This window comes from Enterobacter cloacae complex sp. OE43NF (assembly GCF_023544405.1).
In the GTDB taxonomy this organism is placed as follows: domain Bacteria; phylum Pseudomonadota; class Gammaproteobacteria; order Enterobacterales; family Enterobacteriaceae; genus Enterobacter; species Enterobacter cloacae.
This window is the reverse complement of record NZ_JAMJFW010000008.1, coordinates 12624-32961: the sequence shown is the minus strand read 5'-3', so window position 1 is coordinate 32961 and position 20338 is coordinate 12624. Positions and strand designations below refer to the sequence as shown.

Genomic DNA, 20338 nt, shown 5'->3' with positions numbered 1-20338 from the left:
GCAAGCTTGCCCGGCCTACAGTTGATAAGGCGTAACGACCTCATCAATACCCGAAAAATCTTTCGTATTTCGAGAAATCAACGGACATTTTCTGCTCTGGGCTGTGGCCAGAATGATGGCATCAGGCAGTTTCATTCCATGCTTTTCACGCAGTAAAACGCTTCTTTCCGCGATATCCCGAGACACATCTATAATTTCGAAAGCGCCCATCACGGCTGCCGTTTTCGCTTCATGACCATGCCTGCGTGCGCCCACCATCACCTCCATCCAGGTAATTAAGCTAATGGCTCGATGTGACGCGGCATGATCAATCGCATCCGCAGCTTCGACACGGTTGTTGAAGAGATCAATGAGAATATTGGTATCAAACACGGCCATATTATTCACGATCACCATTCCTCACGCAGCTTACGTTCATACTCCAGTCCGTCTTCTTTCTTGTCTCCCCACAAGCCAAGCGCAGCGCGGATAACAGACGAACTCTGCTGGTCGAGATACAGCTCTATCGCCTCCCGTAGCAGCTCAGCGCGCGGCTGATTTCGCAGTTGCTTGAGGTTATCCAGCCGTTGAATCACGTCATCAGATAAATCGATCAGTATTCTGCCCATATCCAGTTCCGCCAAAACACTCATATATCACCTTAGTATATCATCTGCGGTTAATTTTCAGGCAAAATACACCTTATCAATTTAGGGTTAAAGGGCATTTTTTCGAGAGTAATCAATTTTGCGAGCCGCTTTCCATATCGTTTGCATCCTCAGATTTCGCTGTTTTCATCTGCACTAAATCAGGCTATAAATCTGTATATACATACAGCAAAAGGACATCACCATGGCACTGGAAAAGGGTATTGATAAGCTTGTGCAGGATTTTATCGCTGCAGGCCGACCTGGCGCGCGTAAGCAGAGTATTGATGACCGGAGAGCCGGATATGTAGCCAGCACTGTACTTGCCGGCGAAACCGAAACCCGCGTGCAGGTTGAAACGCTTGTCATTGATGGCCTTACCTTTCGGGTATTCTCGCCTCTCAATGTCGCTGAAACGTTACCTTGTGCCCTCTACTACCATGGCGGTTGTTTTGTCAGCGGTGGGTTTGCAACCCATGACAATCAGCTCCGCCAGCTGGCGTTTTACGGTCAGTGTCGGGTGATTGCGGTTCAGTACAGGCTGGCACCGGAGCATACCTTCCCCGCTGCGCATGATGATGCAGAGAGAGCGGCGGAGCTTGTCTGGCAACATGCAGAAAAAGTCGGCGTGGATAAAAACCGCATCACGCTTTGTGGTGACAGTGCAGGCGGCCATCTGGCGCTGGTCACCGCGCTGCGGCTCAAGGCTAAAACACAGTGGAATCCGGCCCAGCTTATCCTTATTTACCCTATGCTCGACGCCACAGCCAGCTTTGCAAGCTACACCCATAATGGGCAGGACTACGTTATCACGCGCGATACGCTGCTGAGTGGTTATGACATGTACCTGGCAGAGACAGACCGCCGGGACCCTGAAGCCAGCCCACTCTGGCGGGATGATTTCAACGGCCTGCCGCCGGTACACATTATTACCGCCGAGTACGATCCGCTATGCGACGAGGGTCAGGCGCTTTATCAACATATGACAGAACAAGGGGTTATTTGCACAGCGCAGCATTGGCTGGGTGTCATCCACGGCTTCTTCCAGCTTGCCGGCGTCAGTCCATCAGCGCGAGATGTTCTTCGGGACATCGCCTGGCGGATCAACTCCGCCCGGCGATAACATCGGGGAACCTTATTCCTCCTCGTTCCCGCCCTCTTCATACGCGCCAAACGGCTTCGCAGGCAGAACGATATAGGTACCTTCAAACACCGCGCCTGGGGTTTCATCGCCAAAGAGTTCAACCTGCATCTGTACACGGGCTTTGCGGCCGCGCGCCAGGCGGTCGAGATCGCCCCCCAAAGAGCCGAGATCGGCCACGGCGCTCGGTTTGCCGCTTATGGGGGCGCTGTAGCGAATATGGGCATCAGCCAGAATGATCGTGCCGCCAAGGTGGCGTTCACGCAGCATCAGCCAGATAAGCCCCCAGCCGGTGAGCGTGGCGAGCGAAAACAGGCTGCCGGCAAATAGCGTGTGGTGTGGGTTCTGGTTGCCGGTTTCCGGCATGGTGGTAATGAATTTTTGCCCGGTGTACTGCTGAATACGCACCCCCATCTTTTCACTGAGAGGGATGTGCTGATACCAGGCCTGCTGAAGCTGTCCGCACCAGTCCGCGCGGTGGAGAATATCATCCAGCGTGGCGATGGGTTTAATCATCAAAAAGTGGCGAATCGGCGTGGTTTGCGGGGTCGTAATTTCCCCCTGATTAACAAAACCGAGTTTGGCGAAGAACTCAACGGCATCTTCGCGGGCGCTACAGGTCACGCGCTTAACGCCTTCCTGACGGGCCACTGACTCCAGGGTCATGGCCATCAACGTACCTAACCCTTTGTCCTGCACGGAGGGATGGACCGCCATAAAACGAATAGAGGCTTCGTTATCGGCATTAATATACAGACGCCCGACGGCAACGAGGTTACCCTCTTCGTCCATCACCATCTGATGATGTGCCATGGCGTCCCAGGCGTCGCGTTCAGACCCTTTAGGCTGATGTAATGGCTTGCGCAGCATTTCCCAGCGGAACTGGTAATAGGCTTCTAACTCTTCTTCCGTTTGCGGTACTCGAAGGTGATACATAGCTGTACTCTCTCTTGTTACCCGCGGCCACGCCGCCAGTTGGCTCATACCTGGAGCCAGAATGTAACGGGGCCATCGTTCACCAGCGATACCTGCATATCTGCAGCAAATCGTCCGGTTTGCGTATTCATTTCCTGTTGGCGACAACGCTCAACAAAGTACTCGTAAAGCGCTTCTGCCTGATCCGGGGCCGCACCTTTTGAGAAACTCGGGCGCATGCCGCGTTCGGTATCGGCGGCCAGTGTAAACTGGGAAACCACCAGCACGCTTCCGCCCGATTGCTGGACGTTAAGGTTCATCTTGCCTTCCGCATCACTGAAGATACGGTAGCCCAGCACGCGTTCACATAAGCGGTTGGCTTTTTGTTCGTCGTCATCCTTTTCGACACCTAACAACACTAAAAGTCCTGGGCCAATTTCACCCGTCACCTCTCCCTCCACGGTGACGCTGGCACGGGTTACGCGCTGTATCAATGCAATCATGGTTGGTCTGCTTCTTGTTGTTTTTCAGCTTCTGCTGCTTTTTTAAGTTCGCGGTATACGCCGAGAGTGACAGTTATTTCCGCACCAAGCAAGACGATACACCAGGTCCAGTAAACCCAGACAAACAAAATGGGGATCACCGCCAGTACGCCATAAATGAGCTGATAGGAGGGGAACATGGTGATGTAAAGGGCAAACCCTTTTTTGCCCAGTTCGAAGAGTACCGCTGCCACCAGTGCGCCAACAACCGCATCACGGTTCGGCACGCGCGTGGTCGGCACCACACTGTAGAGCAGCCAGAAAGAGAGCCACGATAAAATCAGCGGGAAGATACGCAACACGTTATCAATGGCACCGTTGAGATCGCTGGCCCAGCGCAGGGAGAGCAGATAGGAGCTAATCGCCAGGCTCGCCCCCGCCAGCAACGGGCCGAGAGTTAAAATCATCCAGTAAACAGCAAAGGAGTAGACCTTCGGGCGGACTTTTTTACTCCGCCAGATCGTATTAAGCGCACTGTCGATGGAGTACATCAGCAGAAGCGCGGTGACGATAAGCCCGCACGCCCCCACTGCCGTCATCTTGCTGGAGTTTGCGACAAACTGTTCAATGTAGTTCTGGATCACATCGCCAGTGGCAGGAATAAAATTCGCAAAGACGAAGTGACGCAGCTGCAGGCTGACCTCTGCAAACATGGGAAAAGCGGAAAAAAGGGCAAAAATAACCGCCACCAGCGGTACCAGGGAGAGCAACGACACGTAGGCGAGGTTACCCGCCAGCGTGGTCATGTTGTCCTCATCAATACGGTGCCAGAGGAGTTTTAGCCAGGCCCTGAGCGGGCGAGTATGGTGCGTGGCTTTTTGATGAACGGTTTTTAGCATAACTGCTTCGCAAAGTAGTTCGGTATCGTCTCTTTTCCGGTCACCAGAATTGACGTAATACCCAACTGGTTAGCTCCCTCTATATTATCGGCATTGTCATCGAAAAAGACCGCATCGGACGCGGAGAATCCTTCCGCTTGCAGTACCGCCTGATAAATCCGCGCTTCGGGTTTACGCATCCCCATCTCCTGCGAGAGGTAGATTTTATCTGCTGCGGCCTTAACTTCTGGATATTCTTCAGGCCAGAACGTGGTGTGCAGGCGGTTGGTGTTCGACAGCACGACGACCCGGTGACCCTGCTCGCGAAGTTTATGCATGATGTCGATAACCTCAGGGCGGATAGCGACAAATACAGCCTGCCAGCCGTGGGAGAACTGTTCGTAGCTTAACGGCAGATCCATTTCATGGCACAGACGTTCAGCAAACACTTCGTCGCTGATCTCACCCCGTTCATGCTGATGGAATGTCTCGCCCATGGCGAAACTCTGTTTTAACGTCGCCAGCGGGACACGGCTAAAATCGCTCCATGCGCCCAGCACCCGATTGAAATCGATATCGACGATTACATTTCCTAAGTCAAAGATATAAAGCATGTTTATCTCCTGCTCGCCGTGGAAAAGTAACTGTAGCGGGAAAGATAAGGTTTGGCTATGCGCCAGATTCAGCTTAAAGAAAGGAACGGCCCGAAGGGATTTTCGGGCCGTCAGAAAGGTTATCCAGCCTGCTGCTCGTCGCCTGTGCTGACTTCGACAACTTCTACCTTGCTGAATTTGAGATGGTTATGTAGCGCAGAGCCGGGCAGTTCATCGGTAAAGAGCGCCGTTGCCTGCGCCACGTTGCCAATTTCCACGGCGGCAGAGGCGGTGTATTTCGTATGATCGGCCGCCAGTAAAATATGTCTGGCATGAGCCATCATCGTTTTCACCACGCTGGCTTCATTGACGTCAAACTCCATCATCGCGCCGTCGTGTTCAATCGCCCCCACGCTGGTCACCAGATAATCCGCCCGAAAGCCAGACACGAACGCCGTCGCCGCCGGACCGATAATGCCGCCGTTATGTGGACGCAGCGTACCGCCGGGCACCATCACCTCAAAACGCGGATTTTTATAGAGGATGTGTGCCACCCGCAGACTGTTAGTGATGATACGCAGATGGTTATGGTTGAGCAGTGCACGGGCCACGTGCTCCACGGTCGTGCCAATGGTGATGAAAATAGTCGAACCATCAGGAATATAGTCGGCAATTGCTTCGGCAATCGCCCGCTTCTCTTCAGTCAGCGACACTTCGCGCTGCTCAAAGGCCGTGTTCACCACGCTGGATGCCCTGCCCGCACCGCCATGATGTCGCGTAATCAGTCCCTGTTCGCTCAGCTTGCGGATATCCCGGCGCACGGTTTGCGTCGAGACGTCCAGCAGCTGCGCCAGTTCATCAATGTTCATATATCCGCGATCGGCTATCAGCGTCAGCAGCTGATCGTGACGCGGGTTGCCGGTCAGTTCGGTAAGGCTCATGGGCTGTCCTCTGAAAACCATCACGCCCCGCATTTTATACAAAAAGTGACAAAAAAGAGCGGGTTTGATCACAGTCGGGTATACCTGCGCGACCGCCGGGCTGAGTACATTTCAGCGCGGCGACGGCGCTGGCGAAACGCACGGCTTGCGCTGGAGATAACCGTTGCGCCAGGCTGACCGCCAGGGCACCGTGGAAAACATCCCCCGCCCCGGTGGTATCAACCACCTCGACCTCAAAACCCGGCTGATGGCACAGGGCATCGTTCTCCAGCCAAAAGCAGCCGTCCCGGCCCTGCGTGACATAGACGTGTCCATTTGTGAGCGTTTGTGCTTTTTTAAGCGCACCTTCCGTTTCCTCAAGATGGCTTACCCGACGCAGCCCCGGCGCGGAAAAGGCAGCATGATCGCTGAGGGCGATAAGTTCCGCGATGTCCTGAGGGGTTGTATCCGCATCGAGCAACGTTGTGACGCCTTGCTGACGGGCAAGGGTAAACGCCTGCTTCGCCCCTTCATGCCAACGCACATCGGCTAAAACAATATCCCATTGCGAGAAGTCGATACCCTGCAGCCAGTCTGCCGCAGCGGGAAGATCGGGGCTGGGATAGTTCGCGATGATGCGTTCCCCGCTGCCGTCCACCAGCACCGCCGATTGTGACGAGCGGGCATCTTTCACTATACGCGTATAGCGGGTGTTCACCCCCAGGGATTCCAGCTCCGCAAGCAGCCTTCTGCCGGTATCGTCGTCACCCACCCGACCAATAAAATCCACGGATGCCCCCAGTTTTGCCGCCGCCACCGCCGCAGTTGCCGCCGGGCCGCCGCCCACTTCCGTATAGTCTTTTGCGACATATTTCCCACCTTCTTTCGGTAAATCATCGAGATACCAGATGCGATCCAGCACGGTTATGCCGACACAAACGATGCGAGTCATGGTGCTTCCTTCTGCAATTTCTGATGCCTTCATTTTAATTTCATCAAATGTTTAAAAAGTGACCCCTGTCAATTTTTTGACTATAAATTACAAATACGATCAAAAACAGACAACATAAACGCGCAAAAATTGACACGATATGACAGGAGAGAGGCATGTCAGCAATCGCATTTATCGGTTTAGGGCAGATGGGCGCGCCAATGGCGAAGAATCTGTTGAAGCAAGGTCACCAGCTTCAGGTCTTTGATGTGAACCCGCAGGCGGTTCAGATCCTGGTGGAGAGCGGCGCGAAGGCGGCGGCAACGCCCGCGCAGGCCGCAACGGATGCCGAGTTCGTCATTACCATGCTGCCCAACGGCGACCTGGTGCGCAGCGTGTTGTTTGGCGAACACGGCGTTTGCGAAGGCTTATCTCGCAACGCGCTGGTGATCGATATGTCGACCATTCATCCCCTGCAAACCGACGCGTTGATCCACGACATGGCCGGGCGTGGCTTCAGCCTGATGGACGTACCTGTCGGGCGCACCTCAGACCATGCCATCGCCGGCACGCTGCTCCTGCTGGCAGGCGGCACGGCGGAGCAGGTTGAGCGCGCCACCCCCGTCTTAATGGCGATGGGCAATGAGCTGATTAACGCCGGCGGGCCGGGCATGGGCATCCGCGTGAAGCTTATCAATAACTACATGAGCATTGCGCTAAACGCCCTGTCCGCCGAGGCGGCCGTGCTGTGTGAAGCGCTCGGTCTCTCCTTTGAGGTGGCGCTCAAGGTCATGAGCGGCACGCCTGCAGGTAAAGGCCATTTCACCACCTCCTGGCCGAACAAGGTGCTGAAAGGGGATCTTTCACCCGCCTTCATGATCGACCTTGCACATAAAGATCTGGGGATCGCCCTGGACGTGGCCAACCAGCTCCACGTTCCGATGCCGCTGGGCGCGGCTTCCCGCGAAGTTTACAACCAGGCACGCGCCGCCGGGCGCGGGCGCGAAGACTGGACAGCCATTCTTGAACAGGTTCGCGCATCTGCCGGGCTGAAAAAATCACACTGATACGAAAGGACTGAGGAATGACGATGTACACCCTGAAAGATATCACCCGACCTTCCGGCGGTTTTGCGATGCTGGCCGTCGATCAGCGCGAAGCGATGCGCCTGATGTTTGCCGCAGCAGGTGCGCCGGTGCCGGTCACGGACCAGCATCTGACGGATTTTAAGGTCAACGCAGCGAAAATTCTGTCGCCGTACGCCTCTGCCATTCTCGTCGACCAGCAGTTCTGTTATCGCCAGATTGTGGAGCAGCAGGCCGTAGCTAAAAGCTGCGCGCTGATTGTGGCGGCCGACGAGTTTATTCCAGGGAACGGTATTCCCGTCGACAGCGTGACGATCGACAAGAACGTCGATGCGCAGGCGGTCAAACGCGATGGCGGCAAGGCGCTGAAATTACTGGTGCTATGGCGTAGCGATGAAGACGCGCAGCAGCGTCTTGAGATGGTGAAGGCATTTAACTCCCTGTGCCACGACAACGGCCTGCTGAGCATTATCGAGCCGGTGGTGCGTCCACCGCGTCGCGGCGCCGGGTTTAACCGCGAACAGGCGATTATCGATGCGGCCAAAGAGCTGGGTGACAGCGGTGCGGACCTCTACAAAGTGGAGATGCCGCTGTTGGGTAAAGGCACGCAGCAGGAACTGCTGGCGGCCTCGCAGAAGCTGAACGAGCACATCGCCATGCCGTGGGTGATCCTCTCCTCCGGCGTGGACGAAAAATTATTCCCGCGCGCCGTGAGCGTTGCCATGCAGGCGGGGGCATCAGGCTTTTTAGCCGGTCGCGCCGTCTGGTCATCGGTGATTGGCCTGCCGGACACCGGGCTGATGCTTCGCGATATTTCCGTACCTAAACTGCAGCGCCTGGGTGAGATCGTCGACGAAATGATGGCTCGCCGTTAAGAAAGGACCCGAACATGAAATGGTTTAACACCCTGAGCCATAACCGCTGGCTCGAACAAGAGACCGACCGCATTCTTGATTTCGGTAAAAACGCAGCCGTACCGACCGGCTTCGGCTGGCTGGGCAATAACGGGCAGGTTCGCAGCGATATGGGCACGCATCTGTGGATCTCCGCCCGTATGCTGCACGTTTACGCGGTGGCGGCGAACATGGGTCGTCCCGGTGCGTATGCCCTGGTTGAGCACGGCATCAATGCCCTGAACGGCCCGCTGCGCGACAAACAGTACGGCGGCTGGTACGCCTGTGTTAACGATGAAGGCGTGGTGGATGCCTCCAAGCAGGGCTATCAGCACTTCTTCGTGCTGCTGGGTGCGGCGAGCGCCGTCACCACCGGACACCCACAGGCGCGCAGGCTGCTGGACGACGCCATTGAGGTGATTGAGCGCTACTTCTGGAGCGAACAGGAGCAGATGTGCCTGGAGTCCTGGGATGAAGCGTTCAGCAAAACGGAAGATTACCGCGGCGGTAACGCCAACATGCACGCTGTGGAAGCCTTCCTCATCGTGTATGACGTAACCCACGATCGTAAATGGCTCGACCGCGCGCTGCGCATCGCCTCAGTGATTATTCACGACGTGGCGCGCAAAGGTGAGTATCGCGTTAACGAGCATTTCGATACCAACTGGAACCCGATCCGCGACTACAACATCGATAATCCCGCCCACCGTTTTCGCGCCTACGGCGGCACACCAGGGCACTGGATTGAGTGGGGCCGCCTGATGCTGCACCTGCGTGCCGCGCTGGAAGCCCGCTTCGAAACCCCACCGGCGTGGCTGCTGGAAGACGCAAAAGGACTGTTCCACGCCACCATCCGCGATGCCTGGGCGCCAGACGGAGCCGATGGGTTCGTCTACTCCGTTGGCTGGGACGGCAAGCCTATCGTGCGCGAACGCGTGCGCTGGCCGATCGTCGAGGCGATGGGCACAGCGTATGCGCTCTACACCGTAACCGGCGAGGCGCAGTACGAAGCCTGGTATCAGAAATGGTGGGATTACTGCATCAAATACCTGATGGATTACGAGAACGGATCCTGGTGGCAGGAGCTGGACACCAACAACGAAGTGACCACCAAAGTCTGGGACGGCAAGCAGGATATTTACCATCTGCTGCACTGCCTGGTGATCCCCCGCCTGCCGCTGGCCCCGGGCTTAGCCCCTGCCGTAGCCGCCGGATTACTGGATAGCCAGGCCAAATAATAAAGACGGAGTTTTCTATGCGTACCCTACACAATATTGATCTGAAAAATAACGAACATGGCTTCACCCTGCGCTGGCAGGACCGTCTGGTTTTATCCCACTCCACCGATGAACCTTGCCTGTGGATCGGCGCGGGCGTTGCCGATATCGATATGTTTCGCGGCAACTTCAGCATCAAAGACAAGCTCAACGAAAAAATCGCCCTGACGGACGCGACCGTTACACAGCAAAGCGCAGGCTGGGCGATCCGCTTTACCCGTGGCGATGCGGTGAGCGCGACGCTGCTGGTGGGTGTGGATGCGGAAGGCCGTCTGGAACTGAAGCTGAAGAATGATGCCACCTGTCACAACCGCATCTGGCTGCGGCTGGCGGCCCAGCCTGAAGATCATATCTACGGCTGCGGCGAGCAGTTCTCGTACTTTGATCTGCGCGGAAAGCCGTTCCCGCTGTGGACCAGCGAACAGGGGGTGGGCCGCAATAAGCAGACCTACGTGACCTGGCAGGCCGACTGCAAAGAGAACGCGGGCGGCGATTATTACTGGACCTTCTTCCCCCAGCCTACCTTCGTGAGCACCCAGAAGTACTACTGCCACGTGGATAACAGCTGCTACATGAACTTCGACTTCAGCGCGCCGGATTTCCACGAACTGGCGTTCTGGGAAGATAACGCCACGCTGCGCTTTGAATGTGCAGAAACCTACGTCGATCTGCTGGAAAAACTCACCGGCCTGTTGGGGCGACAGCCGGAGCTGCCGGACTGGGTTTACGACGGCGTGACGCTGGGCATTCAGGGCGGCACCGGGGTGTGTCAGCACAAGCTCGACGTCATGCGCCAAGGCGGGGTGAAGGTGAACGGCATCTGGGCGCAGGACTGGTCCGGCATCCGCATGACCTCCTTTGGCAAACGCGTGATGTGGAACTGGAAGTGGAACAGCGAGCTGTATCCGCAGCTTAATGAGCGTATTGCACAGTGGAAACAGGAAGGCGTGCAGTTCCTCTCTTATATCAACCCGTACGTCGCCAGCGACAAAGATCTCTGTGAAGAGGCGGCAAAACGCGGCTATCTGACCAAAAATGCCGACGGCAAGGACTACCACGTCGAGTTTGGCGAGTTTTACGCGGGCGTCATCGACCTGACCAACCCGGAAGCCTACGGCTGGTACAAAGAGGTGATCAAAAAGAACCTGATCGAACTGGGCTGCAGTGGCTGGATGGCCGATTTTGGCGAATATCTGCCAACCGATACCTTCCTGCACAACGGCGTCAGCGCGGAGATCATGCATAACGCCTGGCCTGCCCTGTGGGCCAAATGTAACTACGAGGCGCTGGAAGAGACCGGCAAGCTCGGCGAGATCCTGTTCTTCATGCGCGCGGGTTATACCGGCAGCCAGAAGCACTCGGTAATGATGTGGGCGGGAGATCAGAACGTCGACTGGAGCCTGGACGACGGTCTGGCGTCCGTCGTACCTGCTGCGCTGTCTCTGGCGATGACCGGTCACGGGCTGCACCACAGCGACATCGGCGGCTATACCACCCTGTTCGAGATGAAACGCACCAAAGAGCTGTTGCTGCGCTGGTGCGACTTCAGCGCCTTTACGCCGATGATGCGTACCCACGAAGGTAACCGCCCGGGTGACAACTGGCAGTTCGACGGCGACGCCGAAACCATCGCGCACTTTGCACGTATGACCACCGTGTTCACCACCCTGAAGCCGTACATCAAAGCTGCGGTTGCGCAGAACGCGAAAAGTGGCCTGCCGGTGATGCGACCGTTGTTCCTGCATTATGAAGACGACGCGCGCGCCTACACGCTGAAATACCAGTACCTGTTTGGCCGCGATCTGCTGGTGGCACCGGTTCATGAAGAGGGCCGCCACGACTGGACGCTCTATCTGCCGCAGGACAACTGGGTGAATGTGTGGACGGGTGAAACCTGCCAGGGCGGTGAGGTGACCGTTGCTGCCCCGCTCGGCAAACCACCGGTCTTCTATCGCCAGCAAAGCGAATGGGCAGATCTGTTTAATACCTTACGTCATATCTGATAAGGCTCGCCCGCGGGGAAACCTGCGGGCAGACGGAGAACAATAATGAGTCAACATACTTCTGATCCGGCAACCCTACGCCTGCCGTTTAAAGAAAAACTCGCCTACGGGATGGGCGATCTCGGCTCTAACATCCTGCTGGATATCGGCACGCTGTATCTGCTAAAGTTTTATACCGACGTGCTGGGCCTGCCGGGTACCTACGGTGGGATCATCTTCCTGATTGCCAAATTCTTTACCGCCTTCACCGATATGGGTACCGGGATCATGCTCGACTCCCGGCGCAACATCGGCCCGAAAGGGAAATTCCGCCCGTTCGTGCTGTATGCCGCCTTCCCGGTGACCTTGCTGGCGATTGCCAACTTCGTCGGCACGCCGTTTGAAATCACCGGTAAAACGGTGATGGCAACGGTGCTGTTCATGCTGTACGGCCTGTTCTTCAGCATGATGAACTGCTCTTACGGCGCGATGGTGCCCGCCATCACCAAAAACCCGGACGAGCGCGCCTCGCTGGCCGCCTGGCGTCAGGGCGGCGCCACGCTTGGCCTGCTGCTTTGTACCGTCGGTTTTGTCCCGGTAATGAACCTGATTGAGGGCAACGATCAGCTTGGCTATATCTTTGCCGCCACGCTTTTCTCGCTGTTCGGGCTGTTCTTTATGTGGTGGTGCTACAAAGGCGTGACCGAGCGTTACGTCGAGACTCAGCCTGCTCATCCGGCGCAAAAACCGGGGCTGTTGCAGTCGTTTCGCGCCATTGCCGGAAACCGTCCGCTGTTTATCCTGTGCATCGCCAACCTCTGCACGCTGGGTGCCTTTAACGTCAAACTCGCCATCCAGGTTTACTACACGCAGTACGTGCTGAACGACCCGATCCTGCTGTCGTACATGGGTTTCTTCAGCATGGGCTGTATTTTTATCGGCGTCTTTATGATGCCAGGCGCGGTGCGGCGCTTCGGCAAGAAAAAAGTCTATATCGGCGGGCTGATGGTTTGGGTGGCGGGCGATCTGCTCAACTACTTCTTCGGCGGCGGCTCGGTGAGCTTTGTGGCGTTCTCCTGCCTGGCCTTCTTCGGCTCCGCGTTCGTGAACAGCCTGAACTGGGCGCTGGTATCCGATACCGTGGAATACGGCGAGTGGCGCACCGGCGTGCGATCTGAAGGAACGGTTTACACCGGCTTTACCTTCTTCAGGAAGGTATCTCAGGCACTGGCGGGCTTCTTCCCGGGGATCATGCTCACGCAAATTGGCTATGTGCCCAACGTGGTGCAATCCGCCGGAACGGTTGAAGGACTGCGGCAGCTGATTTTTATCTATCCGAGCCTGCTGGCGGTCATCACCATTGTGGCGATGGGCTGTTTCTACAATCTCAACGAGAAGATGTATGTGCGCATCGTGGAAGAGATCGAACTGCGTAAACGTACGGCATAAATGACGAGATAGAGCGCCCTGCGGGCGCTCTGAGGATCGACCATGACACATAACACTGATCCGTTAACCCTGAAATTGAGCCTGCGAGAGAAGTGCGCCTACGGGATGGGCGATTTTGGCTCGAATCTGATGCTGTGTATTGGCACGCTGTATCTGCTGAAGTTTTACACCGACGAACTGGGCATGCCCGCTTTCTATGGCGGCATTATTTTCCTGGTAGCGAAGTTTTTTACCGCGTTCACCGACATGCTGACCGGCGTGCTGCTGGACTCCCGGCGTAACATCGGCGCGAAAGGAAAATTCCGGCCATTCATTCTTTATGCCTCCGTCCCGGTGGCGCTGGTCGCGACGGCGCAGTTTATGGCCAACGACTTTAGCCTGACGGTGAAAACGGCGCTCGCCACCGTGCTCTTCATGATGTTTGGCCTCTGCTATAGCCTGATGAACTGCGCCTACGGTGCGATGGTCCCGGCCATTACCAAAAACCCGAACGAGCGCGCACAGCTTGCGGCGTGGCGTCAGGGCGGCGCAACCGTGGGGCTGTTGCTCTGCACCGTCGGCTTTATGCCCATTCAGGCGCTGTTCGTCAGCCAGCCCTCCCTCGGCTATCTGGTGGCGGCGCTGGTGTTCGTCACCGGTGGCCTGTTCTGCATGTGGTGGTGCTACAGCGGCGTGAAAGAGCGCTACGTGGAGCTTACGCCCGATCACCATAAGCCCGGCATTCTGAAATCATTCTGCGCGATTTTCCGCAATCCGCCGCTGCTGGTGTTGTGTATCGCCAACCTGTGTACCCTTGCCGCCTTTAACATCAAGCTGGCGATTCAGGTCTATTACACCCAGTACGTGCTAAACGATCTGCATTTGCTGTCGTGGATGGGCTTTTTCAGCATGGGCTGCATTCTGATTGGCGTGTTTCAGGTGCCCGGCGCGGTGAAGCGCTTTGGCAAAAAACCGGTCTATCTGGGCGGGCTGGCGCTGTGGGCGGTGGGCGACGTGCTGAACTTCTTATGGGGGACCAGTTCCCTGCTGTTCGTGCTGTTTTCCTGCATGGCGTTTTTCGGCACGGCGTTTGTGAACAGCCTGAACTGGGCGCTGGTACCGGATACCGTTGATTACGGCGAGTGGAAAACGGGCATTCGTGCTGAAGGGTCGGTTTATACCGGCTATACCTTCTCGCGCAAAATCTCTGCCGCCCTCGCCGGTTTTCTGCCTGGCATCATGCTGACCCAGATTGGCTACGTTCCCCATGCGGTGCAGAGCGCTGGCACGCTACTTGGTCTGCGTCAGCTTATTTTCCTCTGGCCGTGCGGCCTGGCTGTCGTTGCCGCCGTGACCATGGGGCTGTTTTATAAACTCAACGAAGCGCGCTTCGCCTTTATTATCGAGGAGATTGGAAAACGGAAAAAACAAACCGCGAATACCCCTGAGATAACCACCAACAATAAAGCGTCAGCAGTCACTTTATAACAATAAAACCGGCCACTATGTCCTTCCTGTTCATCAGGAGGGAAGCCTTTCTGTACCTGATACATGGACAAATTATGAAAAGAATCATTACTGTACTGATCGTGTCGTCTGTGTCCTGCCCGGTATTTGCCGGGGCTTATGTCGAAACCCGCGAAGCATACAATACGGCCTCTGAGCTGCACGAGGTGATCCTGCGTGCAGGCTATAACTTCGATATGGGCGCGGGGCTGATGTTCACCAATGCCTATAACGTGGGGAAATGGGATGAGCTTAAGCACAGCTATAACGAAATAGAGGGGTGGTATCCGCTCTTTAAACCCACCGATAAGCTCACCTTCCAGCCCGGCGGATTGATTAACGACAGCAGCGCAGGATCGGGTGGTGCGGTCTATTTAGATACCAATTATAAATTTACGGACGGGTTCAACCTGACGTTCCGCTATCGCTATAACCATAACAATTACGATACGCCGGACTATAACGGGCAGATGGATAAGAACGATACGCACGAGTTTGCTAACTACTGGAATTTCAAAGTGACGGATGCGTTTTTTTATACCTTTGAACCGCACTTTTTCCAGCGGGTGAATGATTACCACAGCAAAAATGGCAAAGATCATCACTGGGAAATTACCAATAAATTCAGCTACAAGATCGACAAAAACTGGCTGCCATATCTTGAACTGCAGTGGCTGGACAGATGGAATGATTACAACCGGGAGCAGTACCGGATTCGCCTGGGATTGCGGTATTCGTTCTAATAAAAAAGCCGCTGAGCAATCAGCGGCTTTTTACTGCCGGGCGGCGCATGCGCTTACCCGGCTAACGGATTGACCGTATTACTCTTCTTTCGCACCGCGCATTGCACGTTTACGATCGTTCTCGGTCAGGTGACGTTTACGGATACGGATAGACAGTGGAGTCACTTCTACCAGTTCGTCGTCATCGATGAATTCCAGAGCCTGCTCCAGCGTCATCTTGATCGGTGGAACCAGAACCGTTGCTTCGTCAGTACCGGACGCACGCATGTTGGTCAGTTTCTTACCGGTCAGGCAGTTTACCGTCAGGTCGTTAGAACGACTGTGAATACCGATGATCTGGCCTTCATACACTTCAGCACCGTGACCCAGGAACAGCTTACCGCGATCCTGCAGACCGAACAGCGCAAACGCAACCGCTTTACCCTGACCGTTAGAGATCAGCACGCCGTTGTTACGCTGGCCCACTTCACCCGGACGTACGTCGTCGTAGTGGCTGAAGGTGGAGTACAGCAGACCAGTACCGGAAGTCATGGTCATGAACTCAGAACGGAAGCCGATCAGGCCACGGCTTGGGATCACGTAGTCGAGACGTACGCGGCCTTTGCCATCTGGATTCATGTTTTTCAGGTCGCCTTTACGCTCACCCAGAGCCTGCATCACAGAACCCTGGTGCTGCTCTTCAACGTCCAGCGTTACGTTTTCGAACGGCTCTTGTTTACGGCCGTCGATTTCGCGGAAGATAACTTTCGGACGGGAAACCGCCATCTCGAAACCTTCACGACGCATGTTTTCGATCAGAACAGACAGGTGCAGTTCACCACGACCGGATACGCGGAAGGCATCAGCGTCTTCCGTTTCTTCAACGCGCAGCGCAACGTTGTGCACTAGCTCTTTGTTCAGGCGGTCAAGGATCTGACGAGAGGTAACGAATTTACCTTCTTTACCACAGAACGGAGAGGTGTTGACGTTGAAGAACATGGTTACCGTTGGTTCATCAACAGACAGGGCTGGCAGCGCTTCCACGTTCTGCGGGTCGCAGATGGTGTCAGAGATGTTCAGCTCGCCCAGACCGGTGATTGCGATGATATCGCCCGCTTCAGCCAGATCGCTGTCGATACGCTCCAGACCCAGGTGAGTCAGCACTTTGCCCACTTTACCGTTACGGGTTTTGCCTTCGCTATCGATGATAGTAACCTGCTGGTTCGGCTTCACTTTACCGCGTTTGATGCGGCCGATACCGATAACGCCAACGTAGTTGTTGTAGTCCAGCTGGGAGATCTGCATCTGCAGAGGACCATCAAGATCAACATCCGGAGCCGGTACGTGATCGACAATCGCCTGATACAGCGGGGTCATGTCTTCCGCCATATCTTCGTGATCCAGACCTGCAATACCATTCAGCGCCGAAGCGTAGATGATAGGGAAGTCCAGCTGCTCGTCGGTCGCGTCAAGGTTAACGAACAGGTCGAACACCTGATCAACAACCCAGTCAGGACGTGCGCCAGGACGGTCAACCTTGTTGATAACAACAATAGGCTTCAGGCCATGGGCAAATGCTTTTTTGGTCACGAAACGCGTTTGCGGCATTGGGCCGTCAAAGGCGTCAACCACCAGCAGCACGGAATCCACCATGGACATCACGCGCTCAACTTCACCACCGAAGTCGGCGTGCCCTGGGGTATCAACGATGTTGATACGGTAGTCATTCCATTTGATAGCGGTGTTTTTCGCGAGGATGGTAATCCCACGCTCTTTCTCCAAATCGTTGGAGTCCATCACACGCTCTTGAGTTTCGGCACGTGCATCAAACGTACCGGATTGCTGCAGCAGCTTATCAACCAGGGTAGTTTTACCATGGTCAACGTGCGCGATGATGGCGATGTTACGCAAATTTTCGATCACAACTTTGCCTCAGGCATTAGAAATAGCGCGTTATTGTACACGGATTAATCGCACTACAAAACAGGATCACAAACATCCCCCGCAAACAAGTATTGCAGAGATGCTTTGTGATCGCTTTCACGGAGCGTAAAAAGGGCACTTTAACGAAAATTGCACCAATATGGTGCTCAGTGTTCACACTGAAGCACTATACTGGTGCAACATAACCATTGTGGTGCAGCACTTTTGCACTATGGTGCGCATGATAACGCCTTTTTGGGGTGTTTTAAAAGTTGGCACAGATTTCGCTTTATAAAAATACGGCAAAAAGATGGCCTCATAGCCACCTTGATAGAAGTTGAAGACCTCGTTACCACGACGACAATGACCAATCTGGAGAGTTAAGTATGTCCGCTGAACACGTTTTGACGATGCTGAACGAACATGAAGTGAAGTTTGTTGATCTGCGCTTCACCGATACTAAAGGTAAAGAACAGCACGTCACTATTCCTGCTCATCAGGTAAACGCCGAATTCTTTGAAGAAGGCAAAATGTTTGACGGCTCCTCCATTGGTGGCTGGAAAGGCATTAACGAATCTGACATGGTTCTGATGCCAGACGCGACCACGGCGGTCATTGATCCGTTCTTCGAAGAGCCAACCCTGATCATCCGTTGCGATATCCTCGAGCCAGGCACGCTGCAGGGCTACGACCGTGACCCACGCTCCATCGCTAAACGTGCAGAAGAGTACCTGCGTTCTACCGGCATCGCAGACACCGTTCTGTTCGGGCCAGAGCCAGAATTCTTCCTGTTCGATGACATTCGTTTCGGTGCCTCTATCTCTGGCTCCCACGTGGCTATCGACGACATCGAAGGTGCATGGAACTCCTCCACCAAATACGAAGGTGGTAACAAAGGTCACCGTCCTGGCGTGAAAGGCGGTTACTTCCCGGTTCCTCCGGTCGATTCTTCACAGGACATCCGTTCCACCATGTGTCTGGTGATGGAAGAGATGGGCCTGGTAGTTGAAGCTCACCACCACGAAGTGGCGACTGCTGGTCAGAACGAAGTGGCAACCCGCTTCAATACCATGACCAAAAAAGCGGACGAAATTCAGATCTACAAATACGTTGTGCACAACGTTGCACACCGTTTCGGTAAAACCGCGACCTTCATGCCAAAACCAATGTTTGGCGACAACGGTTCCGGTATGCACTGCCACATGTCCCTGTCCAAGAACGGTACCAACCTGTTCTCTGGTGACAAATATGCAGGTCTGTCTGAGCAGGCGCTGTACTACATTGGCGGCGTAATCAAACACGCTAAAGCGATCAACGCCCTGGCGAACCCAACCACCAACTCTTACAAGCGTCTGGTCCCAGGCTACGAAGCACCTGTTATGCTGGCTTACTCAGCGCGTAACCGTTCTGCTTCTATCCGTATCCCGGTGGTGGCTTCTCCTAAAGCGCGTCGTATCGAAGTGCGCTTCCCGGATCCAGCAGCTAACCCATACCTGTGCTTCGCAGCACTGCTGATGGCCGGTCTGGACGGTATCAAGAACAAGATCCACCCAGGCGAAGCAATGGACAAAAACCTGTATGACCTGCCGCCAGAAGAAGCGAAAGAGATCCCACAGGTTGCAGGCTCTCTGGAAGAAGCCCTGCAAGCACTGGACGCAGACCGCGAGTTCCTGACTGCGGGTGGCGTGTTCACTGACGACGCTATCGATGCTTACATCGCCCTGCGTACTGAAGAGAACGACCGCGTGCGCATGACTCCGCATCCGGTTGAATTCGAACTGTATTACAGCGTTTAAGTTACAACGGGTTTCGCGCCCCCCTTCAGGCGCGGCCCCGAAAGCTTTTTTTTGTTGCCGTGGAAACTTTCAGCCCATCTCCGGATGGGCTTTTTTCTCCACCAACAACCTGATCTCACGCGCTTTTTACGACGAAAAAGCTATACTGCACTAAATTAGTGCAACCAACTCCAGGAGACTGCTGAATGGCAACTGGCACGCTGCCCGATGCTGGGCAGATCCTCAATTCGTTAATTAACAGCATTTTGCTGGTCGACGACGAGCTGGCTGTTCATTACGCCAACCCGGCGGCGCAGCAACTGCTCGCCCAAAGCGCACGCAAACTGTTTGGCACTCCGCTGCCAGAATTATTGAGCTATTTTTCGCTGAACATTGGCCTGATGCAGGAAAGTCTGCAGGCCGGTCAGGGGTTCACCGATAACGAAGTGACGTTAGTGATCGACGGGCGCTCGCATATTTTGTCGCTTACCGCGCAACGTCTTCCTGAAGGGCTGATCCTGCTCGAAATGGCACCGATGGACAATCAGCGCCGACTGAGCCAGGAGCAACTTCAGCATGCGCAGCAAATTGCCGCCCGCGATCTGGTGCGGGGTCTGGCGCATGAAATCAAAAACCCACTGGGCGGATTACGCGGGGCGGCGCAGCTGTTAACCAAAGCGCTGCCGGATCCTGCGCTGGCGGAGTATACCAACGTCATCATTGAGCAGGCCGACCGCCTGCGTAACCTGGTTGACCGCCTGCTCGGGCCGCAACAGCCGGGTATGCATGTCACCGAAAGCATTCATAAAGTAGCTGAACGGGTGGTGAAGCTCGTCTCAATGGAGCTGCCGGAGAACGTTACGCTGGTGCGTGATTATGACCCCAGCCTGCCGGAACTGGCGCACGATCCGGACCAGATTGAGCAGGTCCTGCTGAATATTGTGCGTAATGCGCTGCAGGCTCTGGGACCGGAAGGCGGCGAAATCATTTTGCGTACCCGTACCGCATTCCAGCTCACCTTGCATGGCGTGCGCTATCGGCTGGCGGCACGCATCGACGTTGAGGATAACGGGCCGGGGATCCCATCTCATCTGCAGGACACCCTGTTCTACCCGATGGTCAGCGGTCGCGAAGGCGGTACCGGGCTGGGATTATCCATTGCCCGCAGTTTGATCGATCAACACTCTGGAAAAATTGAATTTACCAGTTGGCCGGGACATACCGAGTTTTCGGTTTTCCTGCCGATTAAAAAATAAAGGTG

General features: G+C 55.2%; 19 protein-coding genes. 10 read left to right on the top strand and 9 right to left on the bottom strand.

Going from position 1 to position 20338, the window contains the following annotated elements; genetic code table 11:
- Positions 1-15 precede the first annotated feature (15 nt).
- Both M8370_RS05640 and M8370_RS05635 read right to left on the bottom strand, forming a co-directional pair.
- Entirely contained in the window at positions 16-387 is a 372-nt protein-coding gene (locus tag M8370_RS05640; RefSeq protein ID WP_080292722.1) for a type II toxin-antitoxin system VapC family toxin, read from the bottom strand.
- A 2-nt stretch (positions 388-389) separates the two neighbouring features.
- Positions 390-632 carry a ribbon-helix-helix protein, CopG family gene (locus tag M8370_RS05635; RefSeq protein ID WP_020686881.1) on the bottom strand — a complete coding sequence of 81 codons (243 nt, stop codon included), beginning with the start codon at positions 630-632 and terminating at the stop codon, positions 390-392.
- A 199-nt stretch (positions 633-831) separates the two neighbouring features.
- Between M8370_RS05635 and M8370_RS05630 the strand changes: the two genes are divergently transcribed.
- Entirely contained in the window at positions 832-1749 is a 918-nt protein-coding gene (locus tag M8370_RS05630) for an alpha/beta hydrolase (protein WP_250020615.1), read from the top strand.
- Positions 1750-1761: 12 nt separating this feature from the next.
- On the opposite strand, the gene fabY is transcribed toward M8370_RS05630, so the two are convergent.
- The 6 genes from fabY to M8370_RS05600 all read right to left on the bottom strand — a co-directional run bounded on the left by fabY (position 1762) and on the right by M8370_RS05600 (position 6507).
- On the bottom strand, positions 1762-2703 hold the full coding sequence (gene fabY / locus M8370_RS05625; protein ID WP_013099362.1) for a fatty acid biosynthesis protein FabY: 942 nt from the start codon (positions 2701-2703) through the stop codon (positions 1762-1764).
- 44 nt (positions 2704-2747) lie between these two features.
- On the bottom strand, positions 2748-3185 hold the full coding sequence (dtd, locus tag M8370_RS05620; protein WP_250020613.1) for a D-aminoacyl-tRNA deacylase: 438 nt from the start codon (positions 3183-3185) through the stop codon (positions 2748-2750).
- Positions 3182-4063, bottom strand: coding sequence for a virulence factor BrkB family protein (locus M8370_RS05615; protein ID WP_013099364.1), 882 nt, complete (start codon positions 4061-4063; stop codon positions 3182-3184). Before M8370_RS05615 ends, dtd begins: the two co-directional genes overlap by 4 nt.
- Positions 4057-4656, bottom strand: coding sequence for a glucose-1-phosphatase (yihX, locus tag M8370_RS05610; RefSeq protein ID WP_013099365.1), 600 nt, complete (start codon positions 4654-4656; stop codon positions 4057-4059). The genes M8370_RS05615 and yihX overlap by 7 nt, the downstream gene beginning before the upstream one ends.
- A gap of 119 nt (positions 4657-4775) precedes the next feature.
- On the bottom strand, positions 4776-5576 hold the full coding sequence (locus M8370_RS05605) for a DeoR/GlpR family DNA-binding transcription regulator (RefSeq protein ID WP_020686879.1): 801 nt from the start codon (positions 5574-5576) through the stop codon (positions 4776-4778).
- 34 nt (positions 5577-5610) lie between these two features.
- Positions 5611-6507 (bottom strand): sugar kinase, encoded by an 897-nt coding sequence (locus tag M8370_RS05600; RefSeq protein WP_057072639.1) that lies wholly within the window; start codon positions 6505-6507, stop codon positions 5611-5613.
- Between the two features lie 155 nt (positions 6508-6662).
- Between M8370_RS05600 and yihU the strand changes: the two genes are divergently transcribed.
- The 7 genes from yihU (at position 6663) to ompL (ending at position 15400) form a co-directional block, all read left to right on the top strand.
- Positions 6663-7553 carry a sulfolactaldehyde 3-reductase gene (gene yihU, locus M8370_RS05595; protein WP_058651830.1) on the top strand — a complete coding sequence of 297 codons (891 nt, stop codon included), beginning with the start codon at positions 6663-6665 and terminating at the stop codon, positions 7551-7553.
- Positions 7554-7570: 17 nt separating this feature from the next.
- Positions 7571-8446: a sulfofructosephosphate aldolase gene (yihT, locus tag M8370_RS05590; RefSeq protein ID WP_058651828.1), complete on the top strand. Its 876-nt coding sequence runs from the start codon at positions 7571-7573 to the stop codon at positions 8444-8446.
- Between the two features lie 14 nt (positions 8447-8460).
- Complete coding sequence (yihS, locus tag M8370_RS05585) at positions 8461-9702, top strand: sulfoquinovose isomerase (RefSeq protein ID WP_250020612.1); 1242 nt, start codon at positions 8461-8463, stop codon at positions 9700-9702.
- A 17-nt stretch (positions 9703-9719) separates the two neighbouring features.
- Positions 9720-11744: an alpha-glucosidase gene (locus M8370_RS05580; protein ID WP_250020610.1), complete on the top strand. Its 2025-nt coding sequence runs from the start codon at positions 9720-9722 to the stop codon at positions 11742-11744.
- 45 nt (positions 11745-11789) lie between these two features.
- The gene (locus tag M8370_RS05575) at positions 11790-13172 is read left to right on the top strand and encodes an MFS transporter (RefSeq protein ID WP_013099372.1); all 1383 of its coding nucleotides are present in this window, start codon (positions 11790-11792) and stop codon (positions 13170-13172) included.
- Between the two features lie 42 nt (positions 13173-13214).
- Positions 13215-14639 (top strand): MFS transporter, encoded by a 1425-nt coding sequence (locus M8370_RS05570; RefSeq protein ID WP_250020609.1) that lies wholly within the window; start codon positions 13215-13217, stop codon positions 14637-14639.
- 74 nt (positions 14640-14713) lie between these two features.
- Positions 14714-15400 (top strand): porin OmpL, encoded by a 687-nt coding sequence (gene ompL, locus M8370_RS05565; protein WP_013099374.1) that lies wholly within the window; start codon positions 14714-14716, stop codon positions 15398-15400.
- Between the two features lie 78 nt (positions 15401-15478).
- Here the strand turns inward: ompL and typA are convergent, their stop codons facing one another.
- Complete coding sequence (gene typA / locus M8370_RS05560; RefSeq protein WP_008501854.1) at positions 15479-17302, bottom strand: ribosome-dependent GTPase TypA; 1824 nt, start codon at positions 17300-17302, stop codon at positions 15479-15481.
- Positions 17303-17688: 386 nt separating this feature from the next.
- Here typA and glnA point away from each other — a divergent pair, with 386 nt between their 5' ends.
- Both glnA and glnL read left to right on the top strand, forming a co-directional pair.
- Positions 17689-19098 (top strand): glutamate--ammonia ligase, encoded by a 1410-nt coding sequence (glnA, locus tag M8370_RS05555; RefSeq protein WP_013099376.1) that lies wholly within the window; start codon positions 17689-17691, stop codon positions 19096-19098.
- Between the two features lie 185 nt (positions 19099-19283).
- The gene (gene glnL, locus M8370_RS05550; RefSeq protein WP_008501857.1) at positions 19284-20333 is read left to right on the top strand and encodes a nitrogen regulation protein NR(II); all 1050 of its coding nucleotides are present in this window, start codon (positions 19284-19286) and stop codon (positions 20331-20333) included.
- The last annotated feature ends 5 nt before the right edge of the window (positions 20334-20338 follow it).

Bases quoted from the DNA above. Each gene is read 5' to 3' on its own strand.
- M8370_RS05570 (WP_250020609.1), top strand. From the start codon at position 13,215: ATGACACATAACACTGATCCGTTAACCCTGAAATTGAGCCTGCGAGAG.
- M8370_RS05615 (WP_013099364.1), bottom strand. From the start codon at position 4,063: ATGCTAAAAACCGTTCATCAAAAAGCCACGCACCATACTCGCCCGCTC.
- yihU (WP_058651830.1), top strand. From the start codon at position 6,663: ATGTCAGCAATCGCATTTATCGGTTTAGGGCAGATGGGCGCGCCAATG.
- M8370_RS05635 (WP_020686881.1), bottom strand. From the start codon at position 632: ATGAGTGTTTTGGCGGAACTGGATATGGGCAGAATACTGATCGATTTA.
- M8370_RS05580 (WP_250020610.1), top strand. From the start codon at position 9,720: ATGCGTACCCTACACAATATTGATCTGAAAAATAACGAACATGGCTTC.
- M8370_RS05630 (WP_250020615.1), top strand. From the start codon at position 832: ATGGCACTGGAAAAGGGTATTGATAAGCTTGTGCAGGATTTTATCGCT.
- ompL (WP_013099374.1), top strand. From the start codon at position 14,714: ATGAAAAGAATCATTACTGTACTGATCGTGTCGTCTGTGTCCTGCCCG.
- fabY (WP_013099362.1), bottom strand. From the start codon at position 2,703: ATGTATCACCTTCGAGTACCGCAAACGGAAGAAGAGTTAGAAGCCTAT.
- yihX (WP_013099365.1), bottom strand. From the start codon at position 4,656: ATGCTTTATATCTTTGACTTAGGAAATGTAATCGTCGATATCGATTTC.
- yihT (WP_058651828.1), top strand. From the start codon at position 7,571: ATGACGATGTACACCCTGAAAGATATCACCCGACCTTCCGGCGGTTTT.
- glnL (WP_008501857.1), top strand. From the start codon at position 19,284: ATGGCAACTGGCACGCTGCCCGATGCTGGGCAGATCCTCAATTCGTTA.
- M8370_RS05605 (WP_020686879.1), bottom strand. From the start codon at position 5,576: ATGAGCCTTACCGAACTGACCGGCAACCCGCGTCACGATCAGCTGCTG.
- yihS (WP_250020612.1), top strand. From the start codon at position 8,461: ATGAAATGGTTTAACACCCTGAGCCATAACCGCTGGCTCGAACAAGAG.
- M8370_RS05600 (WP_057072639.1), bottom strand. From the start codon at position 6,507: ATGACTCGCATCGTTTGTGTCGGCATAACCGTGCTGGATCGCATCTGG.
- dtd (WP_250020613.1), bottom strand. From the start codon at position 3,185: ATGATTGCATTGATACAGCGCGTAACCCGTGCCAGCGTCACCGTGGAG.
- glnA (WP_013099376.1), top strand. From the start codon at position 17,689: ATGTCCGCTGAACACGTTTTGACGATGCTGAACGAACATGAAGTGAAG.
- M8370_RS05575 (WP_013099372.1), top strand. From the start codon at position 11,790: ATGAGTCAACATACTTCTGATCCGGCAACCCTACGCCTGCCGTTTAAA.